The organism is Chthoniobacterales bacterium, assembly GCA_036569045.1.
Lineage (GTDB): Bacteria > Verrucomicrobiota > Verrucomicrobiia > Chthoniobacterales > JAATET01 > JAATET01.
Genome location: DATCRI010000040.1, coordinates 1 through 25,923, shown reverse-complemented (window position 1 = coordinate 25,923; position 25,923 = coordinate 1). Strand labels below are relative to the sequence as shown.

General features: G+C 65.3%; 30 protein-coding genes. 9 read left to right on the top strand and 21 right to left on the bottom strand.

All coding sequences use genetic code 11. The features are described 5' to 3' along the window. From VIM61_08130 to VIM61_08045, 18 genes are all read right to left on the bottom strand, one after another. Positions 1-316 (bottom strand): hypothetical protein (locus tag VIM61_08130; protein HEY8900365.1); only part of this gene is annotated, 316 nt, incomplete at its 3' end. Then, entirely contained in the window at positions 313-1,248 is a 936-nt protein-coding gene (locus VIM61_08125) for a hypothetical protein (protein HEY8900364.1), read from the bottom strand. The genes VIM61_08125 and VIM61_08130, both read right to left, overlap by 4 nt. Next, a complete protein-coding gene (locus VIM61_08120) occupies positions 1,245-1,967 on the bottom strand; it encodes a prepilin-type N-terminal cleavage/methylation domain-containing protein (protein ID HEY8900363.1) in 723 nt (240 codons plus the stop codon). The genes VIM61_08125 and VIM61_08120 overlap by 4 nt, the downstream gene beginning before the upstream one ends. Then, positions 1,964-2,362: a prepilin-type N-terminal cleavage/methylation domain-containing protein gene (locus VIM61_08115; GenBank protein ID HEY8900362.1), complete on the bottom strand. Its 399-nt coding sequence runs from the start codon at positions 2,360-2,362 to the stop codon at positions 1,964-1,966. The genes VIM61_08120 and VIM61_08115 overlap by 4 nt, the downstream gene beginning before the upstream one ends. Next, a complete protein-coding gene (locus VIM61_08110; protein HEY8900361.1) occupies positions 2,352-2,807 on the bottom strand; it encodes a type II secretion system protein in 456 nt (151 codons plus the stop codon). The genes VIM61_08115 and VIM61_08110 overlap by 11 nt, the downstream gene beginning before the upstream one ends. 14 nt (positions 2,808-2,821) lie before the next feature. After that, positions 2,822-3,250, bottom strand: coding sequence for a type II secretion system major pseudopilin GspG (gene gspG, locus VIM61_08105; protein HEY8900360.1), 429 nt, complete (start codon positions 3,248-3,250; stop codon positions 2,822-2,824). Positions 3,251-3,289: 39 nt separating this feature from the next. After that, positions 3,290-4,357, bottom strand: coding sequence for a hypothetical protein (locus tag VIM61_08100; GenBank protein HEY8900359.1), 1,068 nt, complete (start codon positions 4,355-4,357; stop codon positions 3,290-3,292). Positions 4,358-4,396: 39 nt separating this feature from the next. Then, a complete protein-coding gene (mqnC, locus tag VIM61_08095; protein HEY8900358.1) occupies positions 4,397-5,488 on the bottom strand; it encodes a cyclic dehypoxanthinyl futalosine synthase in 1,092 nt (363 codons plus the stop codon). Positions 5,489-5,532: 44 nt separating this feature from the next. Beyond that, complete coding sequence (rodA, locus tag VIM61_08090; protein HEY8900357.1) at positions 5,533-6,633, bottom strand: rod shape-determining protein RodA; 1,101 nt, start codon at positions 6,631-6,633, stop codon at positions 5,533-5,535. 13 nt (positions 6,634-6,646) lie between these two features. Beyond that, the gene (locus tag VIM61_08085; protein ID HEY8900356.1) at positions 6,647-7,432 is read right to left on the bottom strand and encodes an ATP-binding cassette domain-containing protein; all 786 of its coding nucleotides are present in this window, start codon (positions 7,430-7,432) and stop codon (positions 6,647-6,649) included. A gap of 9 nt (positions 7,433-7,441) precedes the next feature. After that, positions 7,442-7,660, bottom strand: coding sequence for a DUF2892 domain-containing protein (locus tag VIM61_08080; protein HEY8900355.1), 219 nt, complete (start codon positions 7,658-7,660; stop codon positions 7,442-7,444). Positions 7,661-7,701: 41 nt separating this feature from the next. Next, positions 7,702-8,160 carry a PTS sugar transporter subunit IIA gene (locus VIM61_08075; GenBank protein HEY8900354.1) on the bottom strand — a complete coding sequence of 153 codons (459 nt, stop codon included), beginning with the start codon at positions 8,158-8,160 and terminating at the stop codon, positions 7,702-7,704. Then, positions 8,157-9,011 carry an NAD(+)/NADH kinase gene (locus VIM61_08070; GenBank protein ID HEY8900353.1) on the bottom strand — a complete coding sequence of 285 codons (855 nt, stop codon included), beginning with the start codon at positions 9,009-9,011 and terminating at the stop codon, positions 8,157-8,159. The genes VIM61_08075 and VIM61_08070 overlap by 4 nt, the downstream gene beginning before the upstream one ends. Further along, positions 9,008-9,730 carry a TlyA family RNA methyltransferase gene (locus VIM61_08065; GenBank protein HEY8900352.1) on the bottom strand — a complete coding sequence of 241 codons (723 nt, stop codon included), beginning with the start codon at positions 9,728-9,730 and terminating at the stop codon, positions 9,008-9,010. Before VIM61_08065 ends, VIM61_08070 begins: the two co-directional genes overlap by 4 nt. A 58-nt stretch (positions 9,731-9,788) precedes the next feature. Further along, on the bottom strand, positions 9,789-10,871 hold the full coding sequence (locus VIM61_08060) for an ATP-dependent 6-phosphofructokinase (GenBank protein HEY8900351.1): 1,083 nt from the start codon (positions 10,869-10,871) through the stop codon (positions 9,789-9,791). Between the two features lie 15 nt (positions 10,872-10,886). Further along, on the bottom strand, positions 10,887-11,828 hold the full coding sequence (locus tag VIM61_08055) for a serine hydrolase (GenBank protein ID HEY8900350.1): 942 nt from the start codon (positions 11,826-11,828) through the stop codon (positions 10,887-10,889). Positions 11,829-11,894: 66 nt separating this feature from the next. After that, positions 11,895-12,575 carry a monofunctional biosynthetic peptidoglycan transglycosylase gene (gene mtgA, locus VIM61_08050; protein ID HEY8900349.1) on the bottom strand — a complete coding sequence of 227 codons (681 nt, stop codon included), beginning with the start codon at positions 12,573-12,575 and terminating at the stop codon, positions 11,895-11,897. A 26-nt stretch (positions 12,576-12,601) separates the two neighbouring features. Continuing rightward, positions 12,602-14,602, bottom strand: a complete 2,001-nt coding sequence (locus VIM61_08045) for a helicase C-terminal domain-containing protein (protein ID HEY8900348.1) — start codon at positions 14,600-14,602, stop codon at positions 12,602-12,604. Between the two features lie 90 nt (positions 14,603-14,692). On the opposite strand from VIM61_08045, the gene VIM61_08040 reads away from it, so the two are divergent. From VIM61_08040 to dusB, 3 genes are read left to right on the top strand one after another with little or no spacing between them, the layout of a single operon-like run. Next, positions 14,693-15,817 carry an LptF/LptG family permease gene (locus VIM61_08040; GenBank protein ID HEY8900347.1) on the top strand — a complete coding sequence of 375 codons (1,125 nt, stop codon included), beginning with the start codon at positions 14,693-14,695 and terminating at the stop codon, positions 15,815-15,817. Between the two features lie 3 nt (positions 15,818-15,820). Next, positions 15,821-16,381 carry a hypothetical protein gene (locus tag VIM61_08035; GenBank protein HEY8900346.1) on the top strand — a complete coding sequence of 187 codons (561 nt, stop codon included), beginning with the start codon at positions 15,821-15,823 and terminating at the stop codon, positions 16,379-16,381. After that, positions 16,378-17,364 carry a tRNA dihydrouridine synthase DusB gene (gene dusB, locus VIM61_08030; GenBank protein ID HEY8900345.1) on the top strand — a complete coding sequence of 329 codons (987 nt, stop codon included), beginning with the start codon at positions 16,378-16,380 and terminating at the stop codon, positions 17,362-17,364. The genes VIM61_08035 and dusB overlap by 4 nt, the downstream gene beginning before the upstream one ends. Before the next feature lie 4 nt (positions 17,365-17,368). Here dusB and VIM61_08025 read toward each other — a convergent pair whose 3' ends face one another. Beyond that, entirely contained in the window at positions 17,369-18,904 is a 1,536-nt protein-coding gene (locus tag VIM61_08025) for a hypothetical protein (protein ID HEY8900344.1), read from the bottom strand. Positions 18,905-18,950: 46 nt separating this feature from the next. Then, positions 18,951-20,048 carry a 3-dehydroquinate synthase gene (aroB, locus tag VIM61_08020; protein HEY8900343.1) on the bottom strand — a complete coding sequence of 366 codons (1,098 nt, stop codon included), beginning with the start codon at positions 20,046-20,048 and terminating at the stop codon, positions 18,951-18,953. A gap of 106 nt (positions 20,049-20,154) precedes the next feature. Here aroB and cls point away from each other — a divergent pair, with 106 nt between their 5' ends. The 6 genes from cls (at position 20,155) to VIM61_07990 (ending at position 24,753) form a co-directional block, all read left to right on the top strand. Continuing rightward, the gene (gene cls, locus VIM61_08015) at positions 20,155-21,582 is read left to right on the top strand and encodes a cardiolipin synthase (protein ID HEY8900342.1); all 1,428 of its coding nucleotides are present in this window, start codon (positions 20,155-20,157) and stop codon (positions 21,580-21,582) included. Continuing rightward, positions 21,579-21,782 carry a hypothetical protein gene (locus VIM61_08010; protein ID HEY8900341.1) on the top strand — a complete coding sequence of 68 codons (204 nt, stop codon included), beginning with the start codon at positions 21,579-21,581 and terminating at the stop codon, positions 21,780-21,782. The genes cls and VIM61_08010 overlap by 4 nt, the downstream gene beginning before the upstream one ends. A 229-nt stretch (positions 21,783-22,011) precedes the next feature. Continuing rightward, entirely contained in the window at positions 22,012-22,395 is a 384-nt protein-coding gene (locus VIM61_08005) for a hypothetical protein (protein HEY8900340.1), read from the top strand. A 13-nt stretch (positions 22,396-22,408) separates the two neighbouring features. Beyond that, positions 22,409-22,960 carry an SRPBCC family protein gene (locus VIM61_08000; protein HEY8900339.1) on the top strand — a complete coding sequence of 184 codons (552 nt, stop codon included), beginning with the start codon at positions 22,409-22,411 and terminating at the stop codon, positions 22,958-22,960. A gap of 83 nt (positions 22,961-23,043) precedes the next feature. Next, a complete protein-coding gene (locus VIM61_07995) occupies positions 23,044-23,445 on the top strand; it encodes a YciI family protein (GenBank protein HEY8900338.1) in 402 nt (133 codons plus the stop codon). A gap of 3 nt (positions 23,446-23,448) precedes the next feature. Continuing rightward, positions 23,449-24,753 carry a sigma-70 family RNA polymerase sigma factor gene (locus VIM61_07990; GenBank protein HEY8900337.1) on the top strand — a complete coding sequence of 435 codons (1,305 nt, stop codon included), beginning with the start codon at positions 23,449-23,451 and terminating at the stop codon, positions 24,751-24,753. 18 nt (positions 24,754-24,771) lie between these two features. Here the strand turns inward: VIM61_07990 and prfB are convergent, their stop codons facing one another. Then, positions 24,772-25,860: a peptide chain release factor 2 gene (prfB, locus tag VIM61_07985; protein ID HEY8900336.1), complete on the bottom strand. Its 1,089-nt coding sequence runs from the start codon at positions 25,858-25,860 to the stop codon at positions 24,772-24,774. Between the last annotated feature and the right edge of the window lie 63 nt (positions 25,861-25,923).

The following is a 25,923-nucleotide window of genomic DNA, read 5'->3' as shown; positions in this document are numbered from 1 at the left end:
CCGCCGCGACGGCCAGGGTGCGCTTGTCTTCGGGCAGCAGGCGCAGCGACACGCCCTGCATGCCGGTCGTGCGCGAGAGCAACCCGCGCACCTCGAGCTCGAGCTTCGCGGCCTCCCGCGCGAGGGCCGGGTCGCCATCCTCGATCCACAGCGGCGAGGCGAGCACCTGTCGCGCGGGCACGGCCAGCGTGCGCCGCGCTCCATTCTCCGGAATGCCGGCCAGCTTGCGCGGGGAGCCGTTGGAAAACTCCCAGTGCTGCCAGTCCTCGGCGAAGAGCCGGATCACCACGTCCGGTTCGGGAGAGCGTCGCTTCATCGTTCCTCCCAATCCAGCAACGGCGGTTCTCCGCCGCCGCTTCCCTTCGCCACGATGGCCGTCACCGTGTAGGCGGTGCCGCCCACGGTCGCCTTGCTCTCGATCCGGGTCGGTCCCGTGCCCGCGGAGAAAAGCGACCCCATCTGTTTCCGTTGGAGCTCGGAGATTCCCATTTTCCGGAGAAATTCGTCGACGCTTTTGATCTTCAGGTCGTCCTTCGTCTGCGGAAGCCGGTCCGGTCCGAGGCGCGCCAGATCGATCTGCCGGGCCTGGTCGATCGACAGCCCCCCGGCGGCGCGCATCACGTCGATTTCGGCCTCTTGGAGGTCGATCCGCCGGCCACCGCGCACGGTGAAAAACTTGGCCCAATCGGGCCTGGCAGCGGCAACAACATCCATTCCCCTCACCTTCTCCATCTCCGTGACAGAACGAAAGTCTCGATTCGCCGGCAACGAATATTGCGACTGCTTGACGAGTTGCTCCCGCTCCGCGCCGTTTAGGGAGCGCAGGTCGTCTGCATCGGTCCAATCGACCAGGGAGTCGGTGATCATCGAGATGGATTCGGACGGCACCTTCCAGATTTCAAACAATTTCCGCAAGGTCCGCTGTCCCCGCTCCTTCACCATCCGGTTGATATCGAGCCGCGAGCCTTCGCTCGACACGCGCACGCGCAGCGAGCTGCCGTCGGGAAAATGCTGATCGAGCAAGGGATCCCACGGCTCGATCTTCGGGTGCATTCCGTAGGCGATGCCCGTGAGCGCCAGCTCGCGGGCCTGAAACCGGCGATTCCGCAGGCCGGCGTCGTCCACATCGGCCATCACCATGCGCGCAACCGCCAGCACGGTGATCGAGAGGATCGCCACGCACCAGAGCGACAGCAGCAACGCGCTGCCATTCCGGCTCGGAGGAAGAGCTCGAATCGCCGCGATCACTGAGTCCCCCCCTCGTCCGCATCCTCGGCCGGCGGAGCCTGACCGCCCGGATTTTCGCCCGCAGGCGCGGCGGCCGGCGGAGGTTGGTTGGAATCCTCCCCGCCCCCGCTGGACCGACGCTGCAGCGGCGGAATCCAATACGAATACGTGCCATCCGTCCCATCGGCCATGTTCAGGGTCAGCTCCGCAATTCCCGGCCGGCCGCTGCCACCGTTCCAGGAATCCACCAGCACGGGATTTCGCGCCGGCGCGAATCGCCAGCGGATCTCCTTCACGTCGGGCAGCAGCGTCAGCCAATGGGCGTCCTCGAGCGCAAGGTCGCGCTTCTCGGGCGGGTCGTCGGCGCGGAAATATCCCAGCGACAGCCGGAAATTTCCACGCCCATCCGGCAGCCCCGTGATCGCGATGCCGTCACTGGAATCCGTTCCGAAGCGCAGAAACGGCGGCACCGGCCACGCGAGCAACTCGACGACATCGCCGCGGCCGGATTGCTTTCGCAGCCGCAGTTCCACCTTCGCCTCAGGCGGCAGACTGAGAAAAAAGCGCCGAAGGAGCTGCTGGAAGGCTTCGCGGCGCTCGGAATCGAGCTGCGCCGTCGCCACCTGGGACGTGGCGGTGAAGGCCGCCTTCACGGCCGCGAAAATGCCGGTCGCCAGCATCAGAAAAATCGCGATCGAGATGAGGATCTCGAAGAGCGTGAAGCCGCGGGTCCGTTTCATCCGTCGCTCCGGTAAACAAGATGCGAGGCCGTCCACTCCTGCGGGCCGCCGTCATCGGTCCACGAGGCCGTTACGCTAATGCGCCAGAATCCGCGCAGCAGGGCGCGGTCCTCGTTCGTCACCTCTTCGCGCCCGACCTGAATGTGGTAGTTCACATCATTCTCGGCCTCGTCCTCCTCGACCGCTCGCATCGGCCCCACGGAATAGCGCGCCAGCCGATTGGAAAGGCCCGTCTGCACCTGCGAGTCCCGCTGGGTCGCCTGCGCGCCGGCGAGCGACGTTTGCAACGCCATCAGCAACCCGATCGAGGCGAAGGCAAAAATGGCCACCGCCATCAGCACCTCGAGCAGCGTGAAGCCGCCGCGTCCGCGGGAGCGCCGCCGCTCAGAACGCATACCGCTCCTCCGCCAGACGCCCGGTGAGCATGTCAAAATCCAGCTCCATCCAGTAATCGCCATTCTCGAGGCGCACGGAGAGCGGCGTGACCATGCCGATCGGCGAGAATTCCCATTCCTGCCCCGTGGGCTTGCCCCAGTCCCGCTCCCCGGGTGCGCGGAAGGTCAGTTTGGCAGCCTTGGTCATGGGAAGCACCTCGCGCGGTTTCAGCCCCTTTTCGAAAAAACCGGCGGGCCGGATCTCGAGCACCCGCCGCTCGCCCGAGGCCATCACGTCATGCCGCTCGGCACGCACCATGGCCTCGATCTCCGAAGCCGCGTCCCGCATGCTGCGCTCCCGGCTCGACGCGACGATCAACGGTGCGGACCCGATGAAGATGATCGCGATCAACGCGAGCACCATCATGATTTCCAGCAGCGTAAATCCCGGGCGGGAGGAGCGCACAAAAAGGGGCCGGCCTACTGCGGCCAGATGTCGTCGTCGTTGCCCGCGATGCCGTCGGGGCCGCTCGAGAAAAAGTCGTAACCCTGCTGATTCTTCTTCCCAGGGTTGTAATAATTATAGGGGTGGTTCCATGGGTCCATGGGCACCGCCTCCATCTGCTTGATCCAGCGCTTGGGCACCGGCTCCGTCGTCGGGCGCACCGCGAGCGCAGCCAGCCCCTGCGTGGTCGTCGGCTTTGCGAGGCTCATCATTTCGTAGGAACGCAGGGCCACGCCGAAGGTCTGCGCATCGGCATCCACGCGCTTCACCTTCGCGACATCGAGCTGACCGCCGAGCATGTAGATCGCCGAGCCGAGGAGCACCGCGATGATCGCGAGCACGAGCATGATTTCGAAGAGCGTGTAGGCCGCCATGCGGCGCGAACGAAAGGGACGGAGTTTCATAAGGGAGACGGGTTACTTAGCGCAGGTTCCGCCAAAAAGCTATGGCGACAATGGGTCGGAAACGACCGGGGCCGGCTCTTCGGCGGGCGTTGCCGTCGGGGCCGGCGAGGGACTGGGCTTTGCCAGCTCGGGCGGCGGCGTTTCCTCGGGGACGTCGTCCACCACGGGCGTCTCGATTTCCATCGCGGCACCACTCAGGAAGACGCCCTTGCCCGGCGACTCGAAAAGGATCGTGTTGCTGCCGTCCTGCAAGGTGCCGGCCTCTAGAAAAAGGGAGCCTTCGCGCCAGCCGGCGTAAACCATCCGTTTGGCGCCGCGCACGTATCCGGGATCCGTCATGCTCGGCAACTCGGGCTGCATCCGCCCGGCCGGCTTGCCATTCACCCACACGCGCACCGCGCGCTGGAGGGGCAGACCCAGAAATTTGGCGCGGAGCCGGACGTTGCCACTCGTTCCCTTCAACGGGACCTCCAGCTCGACGCTTTCCGAGAGATCGACCACGCCATCCATCAACGCGGCGTCGAGCACCGGGCCGAACCACGCATCGGGCGGCGTCATCACGGTCTGCCCGGTGACGTCGCGATCGAGCAACTTCGCACCCCCGACGAGGAGAGCCGGCCGCTCCTGGTCGGCCGCGACGAGCACGGAAGACGGTTCGCACCAGTCGATGCGCATGCGCCGCAGCCAGTCCTGCCGCCCCATCACGTAAAGCCGGCCGGCTTCGTTCGAAATTTCGGGCGGCAGCATGATCGTGCGTCGATTCATCCCGACCACGCCCTGCCCGAGATCGTCGGAAATCGTGACCTGCTGTCCGCTCGCGTCGCCCTTCCAGAATACGGACGGCCCCTTGCCGCCGTCCTCCTTAAACACGAAGGTGAGCGCGACGCGCGTCTCCTTGCGAACGGGGCGCAGCAGCACCTCGGTGTAGCCCATGCCGTCCGGCGCGGCGACCTGCCGAGGGGCGGCGGAGAGCCCCGGGGCGACGATCTTTCGCGTCGTGACGGGGAAGTCGACCGTCACGAACTCATCCGCCCATGCCGAGCAGCCGGCAAGGCACAGGACGATGGCGAGCCGGAGGCCGGCACGCACGCTGGGGCGGAAAAGCATGGGAGAAAGTAGCAAACGGCTCGCGGGCCAACAAGCACGCTAGCTGAGAAGTTGATACCAGTTGTTGCGCTGGTGCGGCTCGTAGCCGGCTTCGCGGATGAGGCGTTCGATCATCGGAGCGTCGAGTCGGAAGGTCGCGCCCGCCTTGCTGACGACATTCTCCTCCATCATCACGCTACCAAAATCATTCGCGCCGTAGCTGAGCGCCACCTGGCCGATGCGCGGCCCCTGCGTCACCCACGAGCTCTGCACGTTCTCGAAATTATCGAGGAAGATGCGCGAGAGCGCCTGCATGCGGAGGTATTCGGACGAACCGACCGGCTCGGCGCGGAGCTTTGTGTTCTCGGGCTGGAAGGTCCAGCAGATGAAAGCCGTATAGCCGCCGGTATCGTCCTGCGCGTCGCGCAGCCGCTGCAAATGCTCGAGGCGGTCGTCGAGCGTCTCGACGTGGCCGAACATCATCGTCGCGCTGGAATTCATGCCGAGGGTGTGCGCGATGCGCATGACCTCGAGCCAGTGGTCGGAGTCGCACTTGAGCGGGGCGATGCGGTTGCGAATGCGGTCGACGAGAATCTCGCCGCCTCCGCCGGGGATGGAGCCGAGGCCGGCGTCGCGAAACTTTGTGATAACCTCGACGAGCGGCATCCTGAAGACCTCCGAGAAGTGATTGAACTCGGGCGGGCTGAAGCCGTGAACGTTGATGTGCGGATACTTCTCGCGAATGTGCGAAAGCATCCCGAGATAGAAATCGATCGTCAGGCCGGGGTGGTGCCCGCCCTGCAACAAGACCTGGACGCCGCCGACGGACGTGAGTTCATCGAGCTTGTGATCGAGCTCCGCCTCGGAGAGGACGTAGTGATCGGCGTCCTTCTCGGTGCGATAGAAGGCGCAGAACTTGCAGTAAACGTTGCAGACGTTCGTGTAGTTGATGTTCCGGTCGATGAGGTAGGTGACGACCTCGTTGCCGCGCCCCCCGTAGGCGGCAGCTTTCGCGAGCTTGCGGCGGGCGTCGGCCAGAGCGCCAAGCTCGTTGAGCGGCAGACGGTAAAGTTCCAGGGCCTCCTCGCGAGAGATGCGGGCGCCGTCGAGCACCTTGTCGACGAGCGATGCTTCGTTAACCAATGCGACCATGTGCGCGCAGAATAGCGGCGGAGGCGGAGGAAATCAACCGCCCCTTAGGTGGCGATGCGGCGATGGATCCAGACACTTTGCAGCAACCCAAAGCTGATGAGCGTGATCATCAGGAACGATCCGCCGTAGCTTACGAGCGGCAGCGGCACGCCGGTAATCGGCGTCACCTGAATCGTCATGCCGATGTTCTCGAACACGTGCGCGAAAAGCATCATCAGCACGCCGACGGCAATGTAGCGGCCGAGGTTGTCGCCAGCCGTCATGGCGACGTAGAGCGCCGTCAGCAACGTCAACCCGATCACGCCAATGAGGATCACCGCGCCGACGAAGCCGTGCTGCTCACCCATGGCCGCGAAGATGAAGTCGTTGTGCACCGCGGTCGACGGCAAGAAGCCGAGCTCGTTCAGCGTATTCGGAGCCTTGAAACCCTTGCCCCAGAACCCGCCGGAACCGATGGCGATGAGACACTGGTTGATCGCCCAGCCGGCGCCCTGCGGATCACGGGTCGGGTCGATGAACGTCAGGATACGGTCCTTCTGATAGGGCTTCAGACCAAAATTGATGACGAGCGGCACCGCGGCCAGGCCGAGGAGCATGAGCGAGATGAGGTAACGCTTCGGGATGCCGCCGATGAACAGGATGCCGAGCACGACGGGAATCCAGACCAGCGCCGAGCCGAGGTCGGGCTGGATGAGGATGAGCACCCATGGCGCGCCGACGATCGCGCCCGACGCCGCGAGTCGGATGAACGGATGCAGGTTCTTGAACTGGCTCATGAAGAGCGAGAGCGTGAGAATGCCGGCGAGCAGGGCGAGCTGCGACGGCTGGAAATTCATGAAACCGAGGTTCAGCCAGCTTCGGGCCCCGTAAACCTTCTGGCCGAAGAGCATTGTCGCCACGAGACCGGCCAATCCCAGGATGTAGAGAGGCAGCGCGCCGATGCGCACCCAGCGGTAGTCGACCAGCGAGACGGCAAAGAAAATCGGCACGCAGATGATCACCCACTTGATCTGGTCCCGCCAGAAGTTGCTGTCGCGCATCCAGGTCGCGCTATAGATGGCGTAGACCCCGTAGCCCATCAGGGCGATCATCAGGCCCAGCAGGATCCAGTTGAATCCGAGGAGTTTTCGCAAAAAAGGGTGCATCGAATGGAAAAGGCTACATCGTCGGCACGGCCGCGAGGAGCTTCTTGGTATAGTCGTGCTGCGGGTCGTGGTAAATCGCTTCCGCGCTCGCGCTCTCGACGATCTTGCCGTGGTGCATCACCAGAACGTGATCGCTGATGTGCTCCACCACGGCAAGGTCGTGGGCGATGAAAAGGTAGGCCATGCCGAGTTGCGCCTGCAAATCCTGAAGCAGGTTCACGATCTGCGCCTGCACGCTCACGTCGAGGGCGCTCACCGGTTCGTCGCAGACGATGAAGTCGGGCTCGACCGCCAGCGCCCGGGCGATGCCGATGCGCTGCCGCTGCCCGCCGCTGAACTCGTGCGGATAACGCCCCATCATCTCGGGCTTCAACCCGACCTGCCGCAGAAGATCCGCGACCCGGTCACGCCGCTGGGAGACGGACATCTGCCGAAAATGAATCTCCAGCGCTTCGCCGACGATGCCGCCGATCGTCATCCGCGGATTCAGCGAGCCGAACGGATCCTGAAAAATGATCTGCATGCGCCGGCGGAACGGCCGGAACTGCCCCTCGCTCATCGAAAGGATGTCGCGCCCTTCAAAGGTGACGGAGCCCCCGGTGGCCGGCACGAGCCTCATCAACGCGCGGCCGATTGTCGTCTTGCCGCTGCCGCTTTCACCCACGAGCCCCACGGTCTGCCCCGGCTCGACGGAAAAACTCACGCCATCGACCGCCTTGACCTCCCCCACCCGGCGCCGCAACACGCCCCCGAGCACGGGAAACCACACCTGAAGGTCTTTGACTTCGAGCAGCGCCACGTCGGGAAATCAGCCTTCGGTTTTCTCCGCGGCCGGTCGCGTATCGATCCCGAGCGCCTCGTAGGCTTTGCAGTTGCCGGTGAGGCCCCGGTAAATCAGGAGCCCTCCAAAAAGCGTGCGCGATGTGCGCCGGGAGAGGATTCCCTTCAGAAGAAACAGCCCTCCGAAGGCAAGACATCCGAGGCGTTCCAAACCGCCGACATTCCGGGAAATCGAGCACGTAGCCATGGCGAAATTGTGTTCCGAATCGCGGGAGCGCACAACTGGTTTCACAGCCGGGTGGTGGCCGAGTCGAGTAATTCGACGAAAGTCTCGCCGTCGGGCGCGGCCAGCAGGGCCTCCATCGACTTCGGCTCCCGGCACACGCGAGCGATCGCCCCGACGAGGCGCAGATACTCGGAATTCATCGCGGAGGGAATGCCGGCCACGAAGATGAGGTGCACCTTCGACTCGGTGCCCGGGAAAACGACGCCCTCCTCGGAACGCCCGGCGGCCATCACCAGCGCCTTCACGGCATCGGTGCGCCCGTGCGCGATGCAGATGCCGTAGCCGCCCTGCTCGAGGGCCGGCGCGTCGCGTTCGATCACCGCCGCCCGCAGCCGCTCCCAGCTCACGACGCGGTCGTCCCCGCGCACCTGGGCGAGGACTTCCTCGATGGCAGCCGCCTTGTCGCTTGCGCGCAGCGTGAGGATCACGTCGGCCGGTCCGAGAATCTGGTCGATCGTCATACGTTGCTCCCGCTCCACTTGAGCTTCTGGCGAAGGACCCTGGAAAACGGCCGCTCGGGCAGCATGGCAAGCGGCAGCACGCGGTCGGACTGCGAAATGCGCAGCACGTCGTCGAGCCGCATTTCCACCGGCGACTGGCCGTCCATGCTGATGAAAACCTCCTGCCCGGGCACCGAGAGGCGCGCCTCGACGAGGGATTGATCGCTCACCACCGTCGATCGGTTCGTAAGCACGTGCGGGCAGACCGGCGTGATGACGAAGACGCCGGTATCCGGCAGCAGGATCGGCCCGCCGGCGGAAAGCGAATAGGCGGTCGAGCCCGTCGGCGTGGCGACGATGAGCCCGTCGGCGTTGAAATTCGTGAGCACCTCGCCGTCGATGCGGACGTCGATTTTCACGAGCTTCGACCGCTCACCGCGGCTGACCACGGCGTCGTTGAGCGCATAGAACGTCTGCACGGGCGCTCCCGCCGAGAGCAGCTCGACTTTCAGCAGGGAGCGACTGCTGAGCAGGAAGTCGCCGCTGACGATGGCGTCCACGGCGCGCTCGACCTCGGTCGGCCCGAGGCAGGTGAGAAAGCCGAGCGAGCCGAGGTTGATCCCGAAGATCGGGCGCAACGCCGCGCCGACCCGATGAACGACGCGCAGGATCGTCCCATCACCGCCCATCACCACGAGGAGATCGCTGCGTTCGGCGACCTGCACCTCGTCGAGGTTGGAGGAGGCGCCGGCCAGCGCCGCGGTCTCCGCTTCCATGACATATTCCGCACCGCGGCGGTCCAGCTCCCGACGCAGAGCCGTGACCAGCTCGCGGGCGTCGGCTTTCTCGGAATGGGCGATGAGACCGATCATGGGCGGATGCAGGCGAGAAACTCGCGGTTGCCGGTCATGCCGAGGATCGGCGAGTCGATGATGCCGCTCCATTTCCGGCCCATCTTTTCCATGACGAAGGCGCGAATTTTCTCCACCGCGGCGGCGTGGGAGACGGGATCGCTGACGATGCCGCCCTTGCCGACAGCGTCGCGGGAAAGTTCGAATTGCGGTTTGATCAGCACGACCATGCAGCCATCGGGGTCGAGCAACTCAAACGCGGGCGGCAGGATCAAGGTCAAAGAAATAAAGCTCACGTCGGCGACGGCGAGCCAGGGCGTGCCATCGATGTCCGCGGCGGTGAGATTGCGGCAGTTGATGCCCTCACGCGCGACCACGCGGGGATCGTTGCGGATGCGCCAGTGCATCTGGTTGCGGCCCACGTCGAGCGCATGCACCCGCGCCGCACCGCGCTGAAGCAGGCAATCGGTGAAGCCGCCGGTCGACGCGCCAATGTCCAGGCACTCGCGCCCGGCGGGATCGATCCCAAACGCATCGAGCGCCGCCTCGAGCTTCAGCCCGCCGCGGCTCACGTATTTCTCGGGCTCGAGCACGGTGACGGCCGCATCCGTGCGCACGCGATCCCCCGGCTTGCCGGCGCGCCGGCCGTCGATCTCCACGGTGCCCGCCATGAGGGCGCGCTGGGCGCGTTCCCGGGATTCGAAGAGGCCTCGCGCGACGAGCAGCGCGTCGAGGCGCATTTTCTCGGCGGGTTTCGAAGGCCCTCGGGGAGAATCGGGCGACGGTTCGGCAGCCACGCTAGTCGCCGAAGGTGATGCCCATCGCGCGAGCGGTTTCCATCATCTGCCCATGCGGATCCACGCGACGGAGGCGGTGCACGGCGTGCGCGAGCGGCACGGCGCGCGTCTGGTAATTCTGGTAGCTCACCATGGAGCCGAACGCCTCTTCCTGGATGAGTTTCACGGCCTGCACCCCGAAGCGGGTGCCGAGAATGCGATCGAGCGAAGTGGGGGCGCCACCCCGCTGAAGATGCCCGAGCACGCACACGCGGGTGTCCTTCCGCGTGCGCTCGCCGATCTCGCGGCCGATCATTTCGCCGATGCCGCCCAGCCGGTATTCGCCGGTCGAGGTCTGCAGGCGGGACTGGCGGCCGCCGCGCGGGCTGGCCCCCTCGGCCACGACGATCATCGTGCTCTTGTAGCCCTCGGCTTCACGAAGACGCACCTGCTCCACAACCCGATCGATCTGGAAAGGAATCTCGGGAATCAAAATCACATCGGCGCCACCGGCGAGTCCGCCGTAGAGGGCGATCCAGCCGGCGTGGCGGCCCATCACCTCGAGCACCATCACGCGCTTGTGGCTGGTGGCCGTGGTGTGCAGCCGGTCGAGCGAATCGGTCACGCACGACACCGCGGAGTCGAAGCCAAAGGTCATCGCGGTGGCCTCGAGGTCGTTGTCGATCGTCTTGGGGACGCCGATCACCGGAAATCCCCGCTCGGAAAGCTGCAGCGCCGTCGAGAGGGAACCGTCGCCGCCAATGGCGATGAGGGCATCGAGCTCGAGGTGATCGAAGGTGCGCCGGGCCTGCGCGATGATCTCGCGCGGAATCCCGATCTTCTCGCCGGCGCGCACCTTCGACACGAAATGGCCGCGGTTGGTCGTGCCGATCAGGGTGCCGCCGGTGTGCATGATGCCGGTGGTCGAGGCGCGATCGAGCACCATGTAATCGCCGCCCTCGGGCAGCAACCCCTCGAATCCGTCACGAAACCCGAGCACCTCCCAGCCGAGGCCGTCGGCGGCACGCACCACGGCGCGAAGAACGGCGTTCAACCCTGGGCAATCGCCGCCGCTGGTGAGAACTCCGATTCGTTTCGACCCCATGCGGATTTTTTGGACCTAAAGGGACGTGCCCTTCTTCGTCTTTCGCCCCTCGGCGGCCCATCGGTCGTAGAGGGCCCAGCCCTTTCGCACGAAAGCGAGGCCTTCACCGGCGCGATCCTGCGCACCGAGAAGGACGACGTTCACGCGGCGGGGCGTGATGAAAACCTTCTCGCCCTCGCGCTTCGACTCGGGCGTGCGATCCGAGGATAGCACGATGCAATCGCCGGCTTTCGCGGTGCGGCCAGTCTTCACGCCGTCGATACCTTCCTGATCGAGCAAGGGGTTCGTGTTCTTCAGCCACAGGCTCATCGGCTGGCCGGCGCGGAAAAGATGAATCTCGCGGGAGGTCTGAGCGACGTAGAACGCAAAGCCCGACTTGGAATACGCATAGCTCGTGAGCCGGGCGATGTCCGCCGCGGTCGAGAAGGGCAGGCCGCCCTCCATGTTGTCGAGGCCGCTGGGATTCAGGTAACGAGTGCGCTTCATGCCAAGCGTGCGGGCGAGCGCATTCATGTGCGCGACGAAATTCCCGGTTGCGTCGAGGCCCTCGGGATTCGGCAGGCGACGGCCAATGTGGTAGGCGAGCGTCTGCGCCGCAGCGTTGTCCGAGGCCATCAGCGCGCTGTAGAGCAGGTCTCGCAGCGAGATCAGATCGTTCGGCTGGAGGCCGGTGGAATTCACGCCGCCGACGCGCACCGCTTCCTCGGAAACCGTGACGAGCTCGCCGAGGTCGGCGTTGGTGAGCTTCGCCCAGTCGAGCACGACGACCGCGGTGGCGATCTTCGTCAGGCTGGCGATCTGCCGTTTCTCATCCGGATTCTTCGAGGCCAGGATGTGCCCGGTCTGATTGTCCACGATGATGTAACTTTCCACCGCCCGGACGACGGATGTGGTCAGCAGGAAAACGGAGAGCCAGGCGAAAAGGTGGCGAGGGATCGCACGCAGGGAGCGCTTCATAAAAGTCCCGGTGAAAATAGGGCGGGTGTCCGATTTGGCAATGCGGAATCCTAGGCCACGCCCACCTCAGCGCAGCTCGCGCTCGGGAAAATCCGCCATGCGTTCGAGCCGGAGCACGCGCTGCTGGCGCTGCCGCACCCGGGCGGTGGGCCGCAACGGGTTCCATTCCTTGGGATTCGGCAGCACGGCCGCAAGCATCGCCATCTGCGAGTTCGACAGTCGATCCGGAGGCAGGTGATACCACGTTTCCGCCGCTGCCTGGACGCCGTAAATTCCCGGTCCGAACTCGATGACATTCACGTAGAGCTCGAGAATCCGGCGTTTCGACAGGATCGCCTCCATCAGCACCGTGTAATACGCCTCCAGCCCCTTGCGCACCCAGGAGCGCCCCTGCCAGAGGAACAGCGAACGCGCGCACTGCTGCGTGATGGTCGACCCGCCACGCGGCTTTTTCCCGGATCGGCGCGACTCCTTCAAGGCATCGTCGATCTCCTCGAAATCGATCCCGTCGTGCACGAAAAATCGCTGATCCTCCGACGCCCAGAGGTAGCGGATCATCGGGCGCGGCACCTTCGCGAGCGGCAGCCATTCGTAGCGCAGACCGCGCTTTCTGGCCGCGGCATCGTCCGAAAAAAGACGAAATCGGATCATCTCGGGAGTCGTCGGCGGATTGATCCCTTTCACGGCGACGACCTGGACGACCGGCAGCAGGAGCAACGCCGCTACCGCGAGCAGCCCCCACCGCAACCAGCCACGAAGAATTGGCTTCCGGCTCAATGAATCTCCACGGGGCATTTCGGCAGCGCGGCGAGAAACGCGCGCCCGTAGGGTTTCGAGACGATGCGACTATCGAGGATGACAACGATGCCGCGGTCGGATTTCGCACGCACCAGCCGGCCCACGCCCTGCCGGAGCTTCAGCACCGCCTCCGGCAGCGAGTAGTCGCGAAAGGCATCACCACCCGCCTCGGTGATGGCCTCGAGCTTGGCCTCGATGAGCGGGTGGTCGGGCATCGCGAAAGGCAGTCGCGTAATGATCACGTTCGAGAGCGCTTCGCCCGGCACGTCGACCCCGCTCCAGAAGCTGTCCGTGCCGAAAAGCACCGCGCGGCCGGATTCCTGGAAAGCCATCACCAGCCGCGTGCGCGACATCCCCTCGCCCTGCACGAGCAGCGGCCAGCCCTTGCGCTCGCAGACGACCCGCAACCGCTCCGCCATGCGCGCCATCAGCGCGTAGCTCGTGAAAAGCACGAAGGCGCGGCCGTCGGATTGCTCGAGGAAGCGGAGCACCCATTTCTCGAGGGCGTCCTCGTATCCCGCGTCGCGAGGATCGGGCATTTTTCGCACCACGTGCAGCTGCATTTGCCGCTCGTAGTCGAACGGACTCCCGATCTGGCGCCCCGGCACGTCGTCCGCGCCGACCCGCTCGCGAAAATACCGGAGGTCGTCGCCGCCCACGGCCAGCGTCGCACTCGTGAGGACGGAACACGCCCCGTCGCGAAAGAGCAGCCGCCGCAGGCAGCCGGCGAGATCGATTGGCGCGGCGTGGAGATTGTGCAGCGACTCGCGCCGCCCGGTTTGCTCCACCCAATACACGTGGCCGCGATCGGCCTGGTCGAGAAAGTCCGCCACGCCCGCGCGGCTCTCGCGCACGCGCCTGGCCAGGTCGAGCAACTCCGCCTTCGTGACCTCGTCCTCGCACTTCGACGCCGCGATGCCGATTCGCTCGAGCAGCCGCGTCAATCCCCCGGTTAGCTCCGAGGCGTCGGTCAGCGAAGGCTCGCGCACCCGGTATTCGCGGCCCTTGCCGAACCGGCACCGGCGCCCGACTTCGTCGAAAAATTCATCCGCGACCGGCAGCAACTCGCCCACCGCCTGCATGCCCTCCGCCTGCCGCAGCACGGAAAGCAGGCCCTTCTTCGTGCGGGGATTGTAGAGCCGCTGCAGCGACTGCCGGAGGCCGTATTGCGACACGGAGAAGCCGATGTGCCGCGACGCGACGCCCTCCATCGTGTGCGCCTCGTCGAAGATCACGAAGTCGTTCGGGAAGATGAAACCGCCATCCGGCCGGCCGTTCAGCTCCTCCTCGGAGCCCAGCAGCGTGAAAAAGAGCGTGTGATTCACCACGACGACCTGCGCGCTCAGCAATCGCCGGCGCACCGCCTGGTAAAAACACCGCGAGTTCCCCCCGCACGTCCGCTGCGTGCAGATGGATCGCTCGCTGCACACCTGCGACCACACCTCGGGATCCGGCTGCTCGGCGAAGTCGCTCAGCGAGCCGTCCTTCGTGTGCAGGCTCCATTCATTGATACGCTCCAGCTCCGCCCGCTGCGGCGAGGTGAACAATCCGTCCGACTGCCGCATCGCTCGCGAAAGCCGGGTGCCGCAGCAGTAGTTCTGCCGCCCCTTCAACAGCGCGGCCTCGAACTCCACCGGCAGCAGCGCCTGCAGGGCCGGGATGTCCTTGTAAACGAGCTGCTCCTGGAGATTGATCGTGTGCGTCGAGATGATCGCCTTCCGCTTCGTCCGCACCGCATGGAGAATGGCCGGGATCACGTAGGCGAAGGACTTCCCCACGCCGGTGCCGGCCTCCACGACAAGATGCCCGCCGCGTTCCAGCGTGCGCGCGACCGCGCAGGCCATCTCCTGCTGCTCGGGCCTCCATTCGAATCCCGGTCGCTTCGACAGCAGCCCGGTCGCCGAAAAGATTTCCGCCACCTCGCGTTCGAACGCACCCACCACCGGGGCTGCCCCGCCCTCCACGAGCGAAATCACGGCCGGCGATCCCTCGCGCTTTGGGGTTGAACACGGCAGGGAAGGCGCGAAGATACCGCGCCTGGGCTGAGGTCCACACTTGCCGCTTCCATGACCATTCTCGATCGATACGTCCTCAAAAAATTTCTCGTCCCGTTTTTCTACTGCTTTTTCGGATTCATCGCAATTTGGCTCGTCTTCGACCTTAGCGACAACGGCCCCGATTTCATCGCCGGTCACGCGTCGCTCAAGTTCATTCTCGAGTTCTACATCGCGCAGTTCCCGCAGATCGTCGTCATCAGCCTGCCTATCGGCATGCTGCTAGCCCTGCTTTATTCGCTCACCCAGATGTCGCGGGCGAACGAAATCATCTCGATGCTCGGCTCCGGCCGCAGCGTCGTGCGTGTGCTGATGCCGCTTTTCGCCGTCGGCCTGGCGCTGGTCGGCATCATGACCTACTTCAATTTCGAGGGCGCGCCGCACGCCGAAAAGACGAAGAAGGCCATGCTCAAGGAGATCAACAGCGGCAAGAAGCGTGAGGTTACCGTCACCGGCCAGCTCTTCCGCAACCGCGAAGACCACCGCACCTGGTATATGCGCAAGCTGCGCCCCGCCGAGCAGGCCATCAACGACCTGCAGATCATCCAGCAGGATGAGAACGGCACGATCCAGCGCCAATGGTATGCCCGCAGCGCCACCTACGATACCGCCCGCAAAGTGTGGACGCTCGAGGACGTGAAGATCCTCGATATGAACCCCGCGGGCGACATCGTGAAGACGCAGCTCCACAAGGAGTTCAAGATCGAGAACTGGAGCGAGACTCCCTGGCGGATCGGCAGTTCGACGATGAACGCCGACTACCTCTCCGTGCCCGAACTTCGCGACTACCTCAGGCATAATTCCGACTTCCCCGCGGCGCGCCTCGCTCCGTTTCGCACGCAACTCGAGAACCGCTGGGCGCTGCCATGGAGCGCCTTCATTGTCGTCCTGCTCGCGGCGCCCATGGGCATCGTCTACTCCCGTCGCGGCATTCTCGGCGGCGTCGCCATGGCCATCGCGCTCTTCTTCGGGCTCGTCTTCGCAAATAACCTCTTCATCGCGCTCGGCAAGGGCGGCCGCATCCCGTCCGACATCGCCGCCTGGGCGCCCTTCGGAGTTTTCTTCGTAATCGGCCTCATCCTCCTCTGGATGCGCTCGACGAACCGCGACATCGCGATTCCCAAACTCTTCGGCTAGGCCATGCAAAACGACTGGGAAATCAAGGGACGCTCCCGCTCCTGCACCGCCACCGGCCGCGAATTCGTCGAGGGAGAATTCTTCTACACCCTGCTCTACCGCGACGCCGCCGGATTTCGCCGCGAGGATCTCTCCGAGGACGCCTGGCGCGACCGCAACAACAACGTGCAGCCCTACTCGTTCTGGCGCACGAAATACGAGCTTCCGCCCCCGCCGCCGCCCGAGCCGCTCAAGAAAAACGACGCGGAGAGCCTGCTTCGCGCGCTCATCGACGCGAACGACCCGCGCTACCGGAACGCGATCTACATCCTCGCCCTCATGCTCGAGCGCAAGCGGGCGCTACGCGCCGTGGAATCGCCGGACGACGATACGCTCATCTACGAAAAGCCGAGCACCGGCGAGACGTTCATCCTGAGCAACCCGCGCCTCACCTTCGAGCAGATCCCCGCCGTGCAGCTGGAGGTCGCCGCCCTCCTCGACGAGTCGCTCGGCGCAAAATCCCAACCCGCGAACGGAGCCGGCGCGACGCCGGAGGTCGAAGTCGCCCGGCAGGCCGAGCAATGACGCCCGGCGTCCAGTCGGCCTCCGATTTTCCCCTCTTCCTCGCGCCCATGGCCGGCGTGACGAACACGATCTTTCGTCGCCTCTGCCGCGAACGCGGCGCCGATGTGCTCACATCGGAGTTCGTCTCGGCCGAAGGCATCTTCCATCGCAACGAACGCACGAAGGAATACCTCGAATTTCACCCCGACGAACGCCCGGTCGGCGTGCAGCTCTTCGGCGGCGACCCGGAGCATCTCGCCCTGGCGGCAAGGCAGGTCGTCGACTGGGTCGGCCCCGACTTCATCGACCTGAACTTCGGCTGCCCGGTCAACAAGGTCGTGTGCAAACAGGGCGGCTCCGCCCTGCTCAAGGACTGTCCGCTGCTCGAGCGGGTCGCGCTGGCCGTGGTCCGCGCCGTCGCGCCGGTTCCGGTCACCGCGAAGATTCGCATCGGCTGGAGTGCTTCGACGATCAACGCCACGACCACTGCCCGCATCCTCGAGCAGGCTGGCATCACCCGCCTCGCGGTCCACGGGCGCACGAAGGAGCAGGGTTACTCGGGCCTGGCCGACTGGGACGTGATCGCCGAGGTGGCCGAAAGCGTCAGCATGCCCGTGATCGGCAACGGCGACATCGCCAGCCCCACGGACGCCCTGAAACGCCGCCGGGAAACCCGCGTCTCGGGCTTGATGATCGGACGGGCCGCGATGACGAATCCCTGGCTCTTCGCCGAGATCAAGGCCGCGATGGACGGCACCGGCGCCTTTCACGCCCCCACCCTCGCCGAGCGCTGGGCCTTCATCGCTCACCATTGCCGGCTCGAAGCTGCGCGCCGTGGCGACGAACGCCGGGCCATGCACAGCATGCGTGCCCGGTTGATGGCCTACAGTCGCGGCATGCCGCACGGACGCCACCTTCGCGAGCAATTCGCCCGCGTGGAATCCGTCGGCGAGATCGAGGATATCGCCGCCACCCATCTCGCCGAGGCGGCGGCCCTGGCCTGAGCGGCTAGTTCTGCAGCTGCGACGAATGCGCGCCGGTGGTCGCGTCGAGCACCGGCTGGAGAAGCTTGCGATCCTCGGCCGTCAGCGAAGAGGAATTGAGCGCCGCCCTGGCATTCGAGGCGTCATTCTGCGCGAGACCGGAAAAGGCGGAAAGCACCGCCTCCTGGCGCACCTGGGCATCCTTGATCGTCAACGCGCGGTCCCAGGCGAGCTGAGGCTCCTCCACGCTGAGCACGTCGACCACGGCGGCCGAGGCCACATCGCGATCCTTGCCCTCGGGCAACTGGTCCACCCACTGCTCGACGGCCTGCGGATCGTTCCCGTTGTTCAGCCAGCCGTTCACGACTCCGCTCACGGCCTGCTCACGCAACGCCGGGTCGGCAACCTGCCGGGCCTGCGCCGCCGCCTCTTCGGGGGAATTCGACGCCCACTCCTCGAAGACGCCCTCCGCGGCGTCGGCGTTCTTGGTGTATTTGGCGAGCAGGCTCGAGAGCGCTCCCTTGGGATCCGTCTTGGCCCAGCCGGTCAGTGCGCCGCTCACCGCCTCATCCTGCGCGGCGCCGGCGGGGATCGCCTCCGCCCACTGCATGGCCTGGGCCGGATTCTTGGCCGCGAGGGATTCCGCAATGCTGCTGGCAATATTCTCGAGCAACTCGGGGTTGTTGATCGCACGCACCTGCTGCGCGGCCGTGGCGGGATCGGAATCCGACATCGCCCACATCACCTCTTCGACGGCAGCCGACTTTTCGTCGGGGTTCGTCAGGCTCTGGGCCCACGTGAGAGCCTTCTGCGGATCCTGTTTCGCGAGGGCCGCACCGATATTCGCCATCGCATCGGAGCGCGAATCCGCGTCCTTGATGCCGTTGGCGAGAGCGACAGCCTGGTCGAAGGACGTCTTGGAAAGTTCACCGGCGATCGTCGCCATCGCCGACTCCTGCGCGTCGCCGAGCAGCCATTTCTTCGCCCATTCGAGCGCGGCGGGGGCATCCTGCTCCGCGTAATAATCGGTCATCCATTGCACGGCCTCCTCGAGGTCGGGAGACGACGCGGCCTTTTCGTTCAACTGCGGCACCGCCTTCACGAAAGCCGGAACGAGCACCGGCCAGGCGTTTTTGCCTTCATCTTCGCTGCCCTCGAGCTCGTCGAGATACTGGAGGTAGGTTTCGCGATCGGCATTCAGCCACGTGATGAGAAGGGATTCGACCACCTGGTTGCGCAGCGTCGGATCGCTCACGCGCAACGCACCGTCCATCAGCGCCGGGTAGCTCTCGGTCTTGGCCGAGGCGATCTCCGATTTCCAACCCTCGAGCGTCGTCGGCAGCGTGGTCAGAGACGCGGATTTGGAGGTCGTCGGCCCGGTTGCCGGCTTCGCCGCCGCCGGAACGGTCGGCGCAGGCGTGGCCGCCGCGGTCTTCGGCGCAGGAGTCGAGCCGCCGCCAAAAAACAGCACCGCGCCCAGCACGATGCCGGCGAGGCCACCGATGCCCACGATCAAAAACCATGCGGGAAGAGCCGCCTTGTCGGAAGGAGTGTTTGTCATGATTGGTAAAAAGGGAACGTCAGGTTAAGCATGCCCCTCCCACATCTCAAGCGGGGGAATGGGAATTCAGCGCTGCGACCACCTCGCGAATTTCCTCGACGGTCACATCCGCCGAAAGAAACGCACTCCCGAGCTTCTCGATCAGGACGAATCGCACCCTGCCCGCCTCGAATTTCTTGTCGCGCGCCAGGGCCTCCATGATCGCGTCGGTCGTCAGGCCGGCTGGCACCCGCGTCGGAAGGGAAAACGCCTCGAGCGCCGTCGTCACCCGCGTCGCCTCGTCCTCCGGCAATCCCGCCTTCCGGACGGACAGCCGCAGCGCCGCGATCAACCCGATGCTGATCGCCTCGCCGTGGAGCAGTTCGCCGTAACCCGCCGCCTGCTCGATGCCGTGGCCCACCGTGTGCCCGAAATTCAGCAACGCCCGCTCGCCGGTCGTCTCTCGCTCGTCGGCCGCCACGATCTTCGCCTTGATCGCGACATTCCGCGCGATCAGCTCGGCGAGACCTTCGCGCCGCTTCGGGTCGAGCAGGGCCAGCATCGCGGGATCGCGAATCGCCGCATGCTTGATGATCTCCGCGACGCCCTCGTTGAACTCCCGGTCCGGCAGGCTCGCGAGCGTCGCCGGATCGGCCAGCACCAGCCGCGGATGATGGAACGCGCCGAGCAAATTCTTGCCGCCGGCCGCGTTGACGCCGGTCTTACCTCCGACCGAGCTATCCACCTGCGAGACCACCGTTGTCGGAATCTGCACGTAGGGAATGCCGCGATAATAGATTGCCGCAACAAAGCCCGCGAGGTCGCCGACCACGCCACCGCCAAGCGCGACGAGCAGCGACTTGCGATCCAGCCCGGCGGCGATCATCGCGTCCGCCACCTGCGCGACGACTTCCATGCGTTTCGAGGCCTCGCCCGCATTCACCGCGATGAGCGTCGGCGAAAAACCCGCACCGCGCAGCGAAGCCATCACCGTCTCCCCGTAGATCGCCGCGACGTTGGAATCCGTCACCACCGCCACCTTCGAGCCCGCAAAGAACGGCCGAATCTTCTCGCCGCAATACGCCAGCAGCCCGTCGCCGATCCACACGCTGTAGCCCGCGTTTTCCAGCGGCACATCCACGGTCAAAATCCCCGTCTCACTCATCCCGCCAGCATTCCGGCGAGCCCCGCCAAAGTCCATTCCGATCCTTCATCACCGCGATGCGGCTGGACTGTTCATCCCCGAAAATCTCCGCCAGAATCGTGGCCCGATGTGGTTTGACCTCCTCCTCAGCGGCATCCTGGCGCTCTGCCACCTCGCCGGTGTCTTCTTCGCCCTCCAGGCCATCCTGATCTCGCGCACGCCGCAGGCCGCCATCGGCTGGTCCCTCGGCCTCGTGCTCTTTCCCTACGTCGCCATCCCCCTCTTCGCCGTCTTCGGCGGCTCCACCTTCCGCGGTTACAAACTCGCGGGACACACCGACGATCCCGCACTCGCCGACGTTCTCGCGAAAGCCCGCGCCGCCCTCGCGCCGCACGAATCCGACCTCACCGAGAAATACCGCGACTCCGCCTACCTCTCCGAACGCCTCACCCACCTTCCCGTCACCACCGGCAATGAGGCCACGCTCCTCGTCGACGGCGACGAGACCTTTGCCGCCGTCGGTCAGGCGATCGACGAGGCGCGCGAATACCTCATCATCCAGTTTTTCATCGTTCACGACGACGAACTTGGCCGAGACATCCAGCGTCGCCTGCTCGCCGCCCGGGAACGCGGCGTCACCATCTGGATGCTCATCGACCAGGTCGGCTCCCGCCGCCTTCCCGCCGCCTACCGCCGCACGCTCACCGATGCCGGCGTGGAGTTGCGCGTTTTCGTGACGAACCGCGAGCGCGGCAAGCGTTTCCGGCTGAACTTCCGCAACCACCGCAAGCTCGTCATCGCCGACGGCCGCGTCGCCCTCCTCGGAGGGCTGAACATCGGCGACGAATACATGGGGCGCGATCCGAAGTTCGGCCCGTGGCGCGATACCTTCGTCGCCCTCGAGGGGCCCATCGTCCTCGCCCTTCAGCTCCCCTTCGTGGAGGACTGGTATTTTACCACGCGCGAAATCCCGGTGGTTCGCTGGGAGGTCGTCTCCACGCCGGGAAGAATGGCCGCATCCATCGTTCCGGGCACGCCGGCGGCCGTCTGGAACACCTGTCCCGCGGCTTATTTCGAGGTCATCCGTTCAGCGCGCAAGCGCCTCTGGCTCGCCAGTCCCTACTTCGTGCCCGATCCCGCCCTTCGCGCCGCAATCGCCCACGCCGCCCTTCGCGGTGTCGACGTGCGACTGATCCTTCCCCAGCACGCGGACCACATCCTGCCCTGGCTCTCGTCCTTCACTTTCTACCCCAGCATGCGCGAGGCCGGCGTGAAGATCTACCGCTACCAGCCCGGCTTCATGCACCAGAAGGTGCTCCTTGCCGACGACGACCTCTCGATCGTCGGCTCCACCAATCTCGACTACCGCTCCTTCATCCTGAACTTCGAACTCTCCGTCGCCGTGGCCAGCCGCGCCTTTGCCCACCGCGTCGAAGCCATGCTCGAAGCCGACTTCGCTCGAGCCAAACCCGACGACCTCTTCGCCCTCGAGAACCGCGGCCTGCTCTTCCGTCTGAAGTGCCGCAGCGCCGCCCTCCTCAGTCCCACGCAATGACTCCGGAAGCTCTCCTGGGCGCCATCATCTTCGGCTCGATCGGCATGGGCGCCTTCGTCTACGGCAAGCGCAACGGCTCCTGGCGCCCCCTCGTCATCGGAATTGCGCTCATGGTCTATCCCTATTTCATCGCCGGCACGGCGATGCTGTATGCGATCGGCGCCGCGCTCACCTTCGCCCTCTTTCTCTTCCGCGAGTAAATCCCGCCGCATTGCCATCGGAGACCTTTTCTCCAAGAATCCGCGTATCTGTCGTCCTCCCGGCACGGCATTGTTCGTCGTAAACCGTGAAACCCGCACCACGAACCATGAGCGCCCTCCCCCGATCATCGACGCCCCCGCGCGTCCACCGAGATCGCCGCGAGACCTTGCCCTTCGCCTCGTCCGCTTCCGCCCCGGATCGAACCCTGAACCCACACCAAAACCATCCATGAAAATCGCCACCAACATCGCCGGCGCCCTGCTCGGGCTCCTCTTCGTTCTCTTCAGCCTCATGTTCTTCCTCGGCATGATGCCCAGGCCCGAGTTCCCGCCCGACTCGCCCATCGCGCACTTCATGGCCGCGTTTGGTCCCACCGGCTACATGAGCTTCGTGAAATCCTGCGAGCTGATCGGCGGCATTCTCGTCGCCATCCCGCTCACCCGCAATTTCGGCCTCCTCTTCCTCGGGCCGGTCATCGTCAACATCCTCGCATTCCACGTCTTCATCACCAAAGGCGGCGGCCTCGCCGACCCGGTGCTCATCCTCATCGTCGCGCTCGCCCTGTTCCTCCTCTGGTCCGGCCGCAAGGCCTTCGCCGGCCTCCGCGGATAACCGGCCCCCCGCCATGCTCCTCAAAATTCTCCTCGGCCTCGCGATCGTCGTCATCGTTCTCGTCGGGGTCGTCGCCACCCGTCCCTCCGACTTCCGCGTGGCCCGCAGCGCCGTGATTTCCGCGCCTCCCGCCATCGTCTTCGACCAGATCAACGATCTCCGAAAATGGCAGGCGTGGTCGCCATGGGCGAAGCTGGATCCGACCTCGAAAGCCACCTTCGCCGGTCCCGCCACCGGCGCGGGCTCGAGCTTCACCTGGTCCGGCAACGAAAAAGTCGGCGAAGGCACGATGACGATCCTCGACAGTCGTCCGAACGAAGTCGTGCACTTCAAACTGGAGTTCCGCAAACCCTTCGCCGGCACCAACGAGGCCGAGTTCACCCTCGCTCCGCAGGGCAACGGCACCGCCGTCACGTGGACGATGACCGGGAAAAACAATTTCCTCATGAAGGCCGTCAGCCTCTTCATGGACTGCGACAAAATGGTCGGCGGCCAGTTCGAGGACGGCCTCCGCAATCTCGACGAAGTCTGCAAAGCCGCCCAGAACCCGCCCGCCCAGCCGTAGATCGAAAAAAATCCGGCGCCCTGTCCTTTCGATCGGACGCCGATCGTCGTCATTTTGAAATCCGAAAACCCTCAGCCATTCCCATGAATTCTTCCTCCGAAAAATCCGAATACCTGCTCCTCTTCCGCGGCACCGACTGGCACCAGAATCTCTCGCCGGATGAGATCCAGCGCACCATGACCGACTGGATGGCCTGGTTCAACGGCCTCATCGCCGAGGGGACCTGCCGCGGCGGCCAGTCCCTTGCGCCCGAGGCCCGCGTGGTCTCTGGAAAGAACCGGACCGTCACCGACGGCCCGTTCACCGAAGCCAAGGAAACCGTGGCCGGATACTTTTTGCTCACCGTCGCAGACATGGAGGAAGCCCTCGCCATCGCCAAACAGTGCCCCGCCCTGCCCTACGGCATCACGGTGGAAGTGCGTCCGCTTCTCGCCCGTTGCCACGCCGCCGATCTCGCCGAACGTAATGCCGCCGCCGCGGTCTAGGCCGTGAGCGCGCCGCTGCCGGACTCGTCGAGGCCGCCCTCCGCGCAGGATATCGCCGGCCTCACCGAGCGCCTGTTCCGTCACGAGGCAGGCAAGCTGGTCTCCGTCCTCACCGGAATCTTCGGCGTCGAGCGTCTGCAGCTTGCCGAGGATGTCGTGCAGGAAGCCCTCGTCCGCGCCCTGCAAACATGGCCCTACCACGGCGTCCCAAAGAACCCAGCCGCGTGGCTCATGCAGACCGCGCGAAACCTCGCGCTCGATGTCCTCCGCCGCGAGAAGAACTTCCACGCGAAGCAGACCGACATCGTCACGACGATCGAGCTGCGAATGTCCGATCCCGGCGAAGCGAACGCCCCGGCCTTCGATGACGAGATCACCGATCAGCGGCTCCGCCTGATCTTCACCTGTTGCCACCCGATCCTGCCGCCCGAGGCCCAGACCGCGCTTGCGCTGAAGACCCTCGGCGGCCTCAGCCCCGCCGAGATTGCGAAGGCCTTTCTCACGAGCGAGGCCGCCGTCGCCAAGCGGCTCACGCGCGCCCGCGCGAGTCTGCAGGAGGCTGGCGTCGCCTTCGAGATTCCTGCCGGCGCCGACCTGCCGCCCCGCCTCGACGGTGTTCTCCAGATTCTCTACCTCCTCTTCAACGAGGGCTACAAGGCCTCCCACGGCGACAGCCTGCTCCGCGCCGATCTCTGCGAGGAGGCCATCCGGCTCGCCCAGCTTCTCGCCAGCCATCCCGCCGGAGACCAGCCCCGCACCCACGCACTGCTCGCCCTCATGCTACTGAACGCCGCCCGGTTCGCGACTCGCACCGACGCGCAGGGCCGCATTCTTCGTCTCGAGGAGCAGGACCGCGCCGCCTGGGACCGCGCGCTCATCTCCCAGGGAATTCATCACCTCCGCCGGGCCAGCGCGGGCAATGAACTCACCGAATATCACATCCAGGCCGGCATCGCCGCCTGCCATTGCACGGCGCCCGACGCCGCCTCGACGAACTGGCGATTCATCCTCTCCCACTACGACCAGTGGGTGCTCCTGACCGACTCGCCGATCGTCGCCCTCAATCGCGCCGTGGCCGTTGCAAAGATCGACGGACCCGCCGCCGGGCTCGCCGCCGTCGCCGCCATCCCCAATCGCCGTCAGCTCGACGGCTACCATCTCACGCACGCCGTGCTCGGCGATTTCGAGGTGCAGCGGGGCGATTTTCGTGCCGCCGCCGCCCATTTTCGACGCGCTCTCGACCTTGCGGAAGCCCGGCCCGAGCAGGACCTCATCACCCGGCGCCTGCGCGACTGCGCCGCCGAGTAGGAGATCCCGCGCGACGCCCTATTCGTCGTCGTCCCCGGCGCCCTTCTTGTAAACGAGGCCGCGCAGCTTGCCTTCGATGAAGGCATCGATCTCGCCGTCCATCACGGCCTGCACGTCGCTTGTCTGCACGCCGGTGCGCAGATCCTTCACCATCTGGTAGGGCTGAAAAACGTAGGATCGAATCTGGCTGCCCCAGGCGACATCGCCCTTTTCGCCATACTGGCGCTCGGCCTCCGCCTTCTTCTTGTCGACCTCGATCTGGTAGAGCTTCGCCTTGAGCATCTTCATCGCGAGTTCGCGATTCCGCCCCTGGCTGCGCTCCGCCTGGCAGGCGCAGACAATCCCGGTCGGCAGGTGTGTGATGCGCACCGCCGTCTCGACCTTGTTCACGTTCTGGCCGCCCTTGCCGCCAGCGCGGTAAGTATCCGTCTTGAGATCGGCTTCGTTGACCTCGATCGGCACATCCTCGATCTCGGGCGTGACGTCGACGCTCGCGAACGACGTGTGCCGGCGCTTGGCGGAATCGAACGGCGAAATGCGCACGAGCCGGTGCACGCCCCGCTCGCAGTTCAGGAAGCCGAACGGATGGTCGCCGGTCACGCGGAACGTCGCACTCTTGATCCCGGCCTCGTCGCCGACCTGGATGTCGACGGGGTCGGCCTTGAAGCCACTGCGCTCCATCCAGCGCTGATACATCCGCATCAGCATGTCCGCCCAATCGCAGGATTCCGTGCCGCCGGCCCCGGAGTGAATGGTGAGATACGCGGGGCTGTCGTCGAACTCGCCGTTGAGGAATTGCGCGAGCTCGAATTTTCCGAGCGCCGTCGTGATGGCGTCGAATTCCTTCGCCACCTCCGCGGTCGCCGACATCTTCGCGTCGTGATCGGTCTCCTCGAGGGCAAGCTCGCGATAGACCTCGAGGTCCGCCACACGGCTTTCCAGCTCGCGGAAGGGGCCGATCTTGCCACGCAATTCGGAGACCTTTTCCACGTCGCGCTGGGCGGTCTCCTTGTTATCCCAGAATGTGGGATCCGCCATGCGGGCCTCGATCTCCTCGAGGCGAGCGGTCAGAGCGGGTAAGTCAAAGAAACCTCCGCAGTTCGCCAATGCGGGTGGCGAGCCGGGAGGTGTCGATCGTTTCAAGGTCCATAAGACAACAGATAGCGGCGG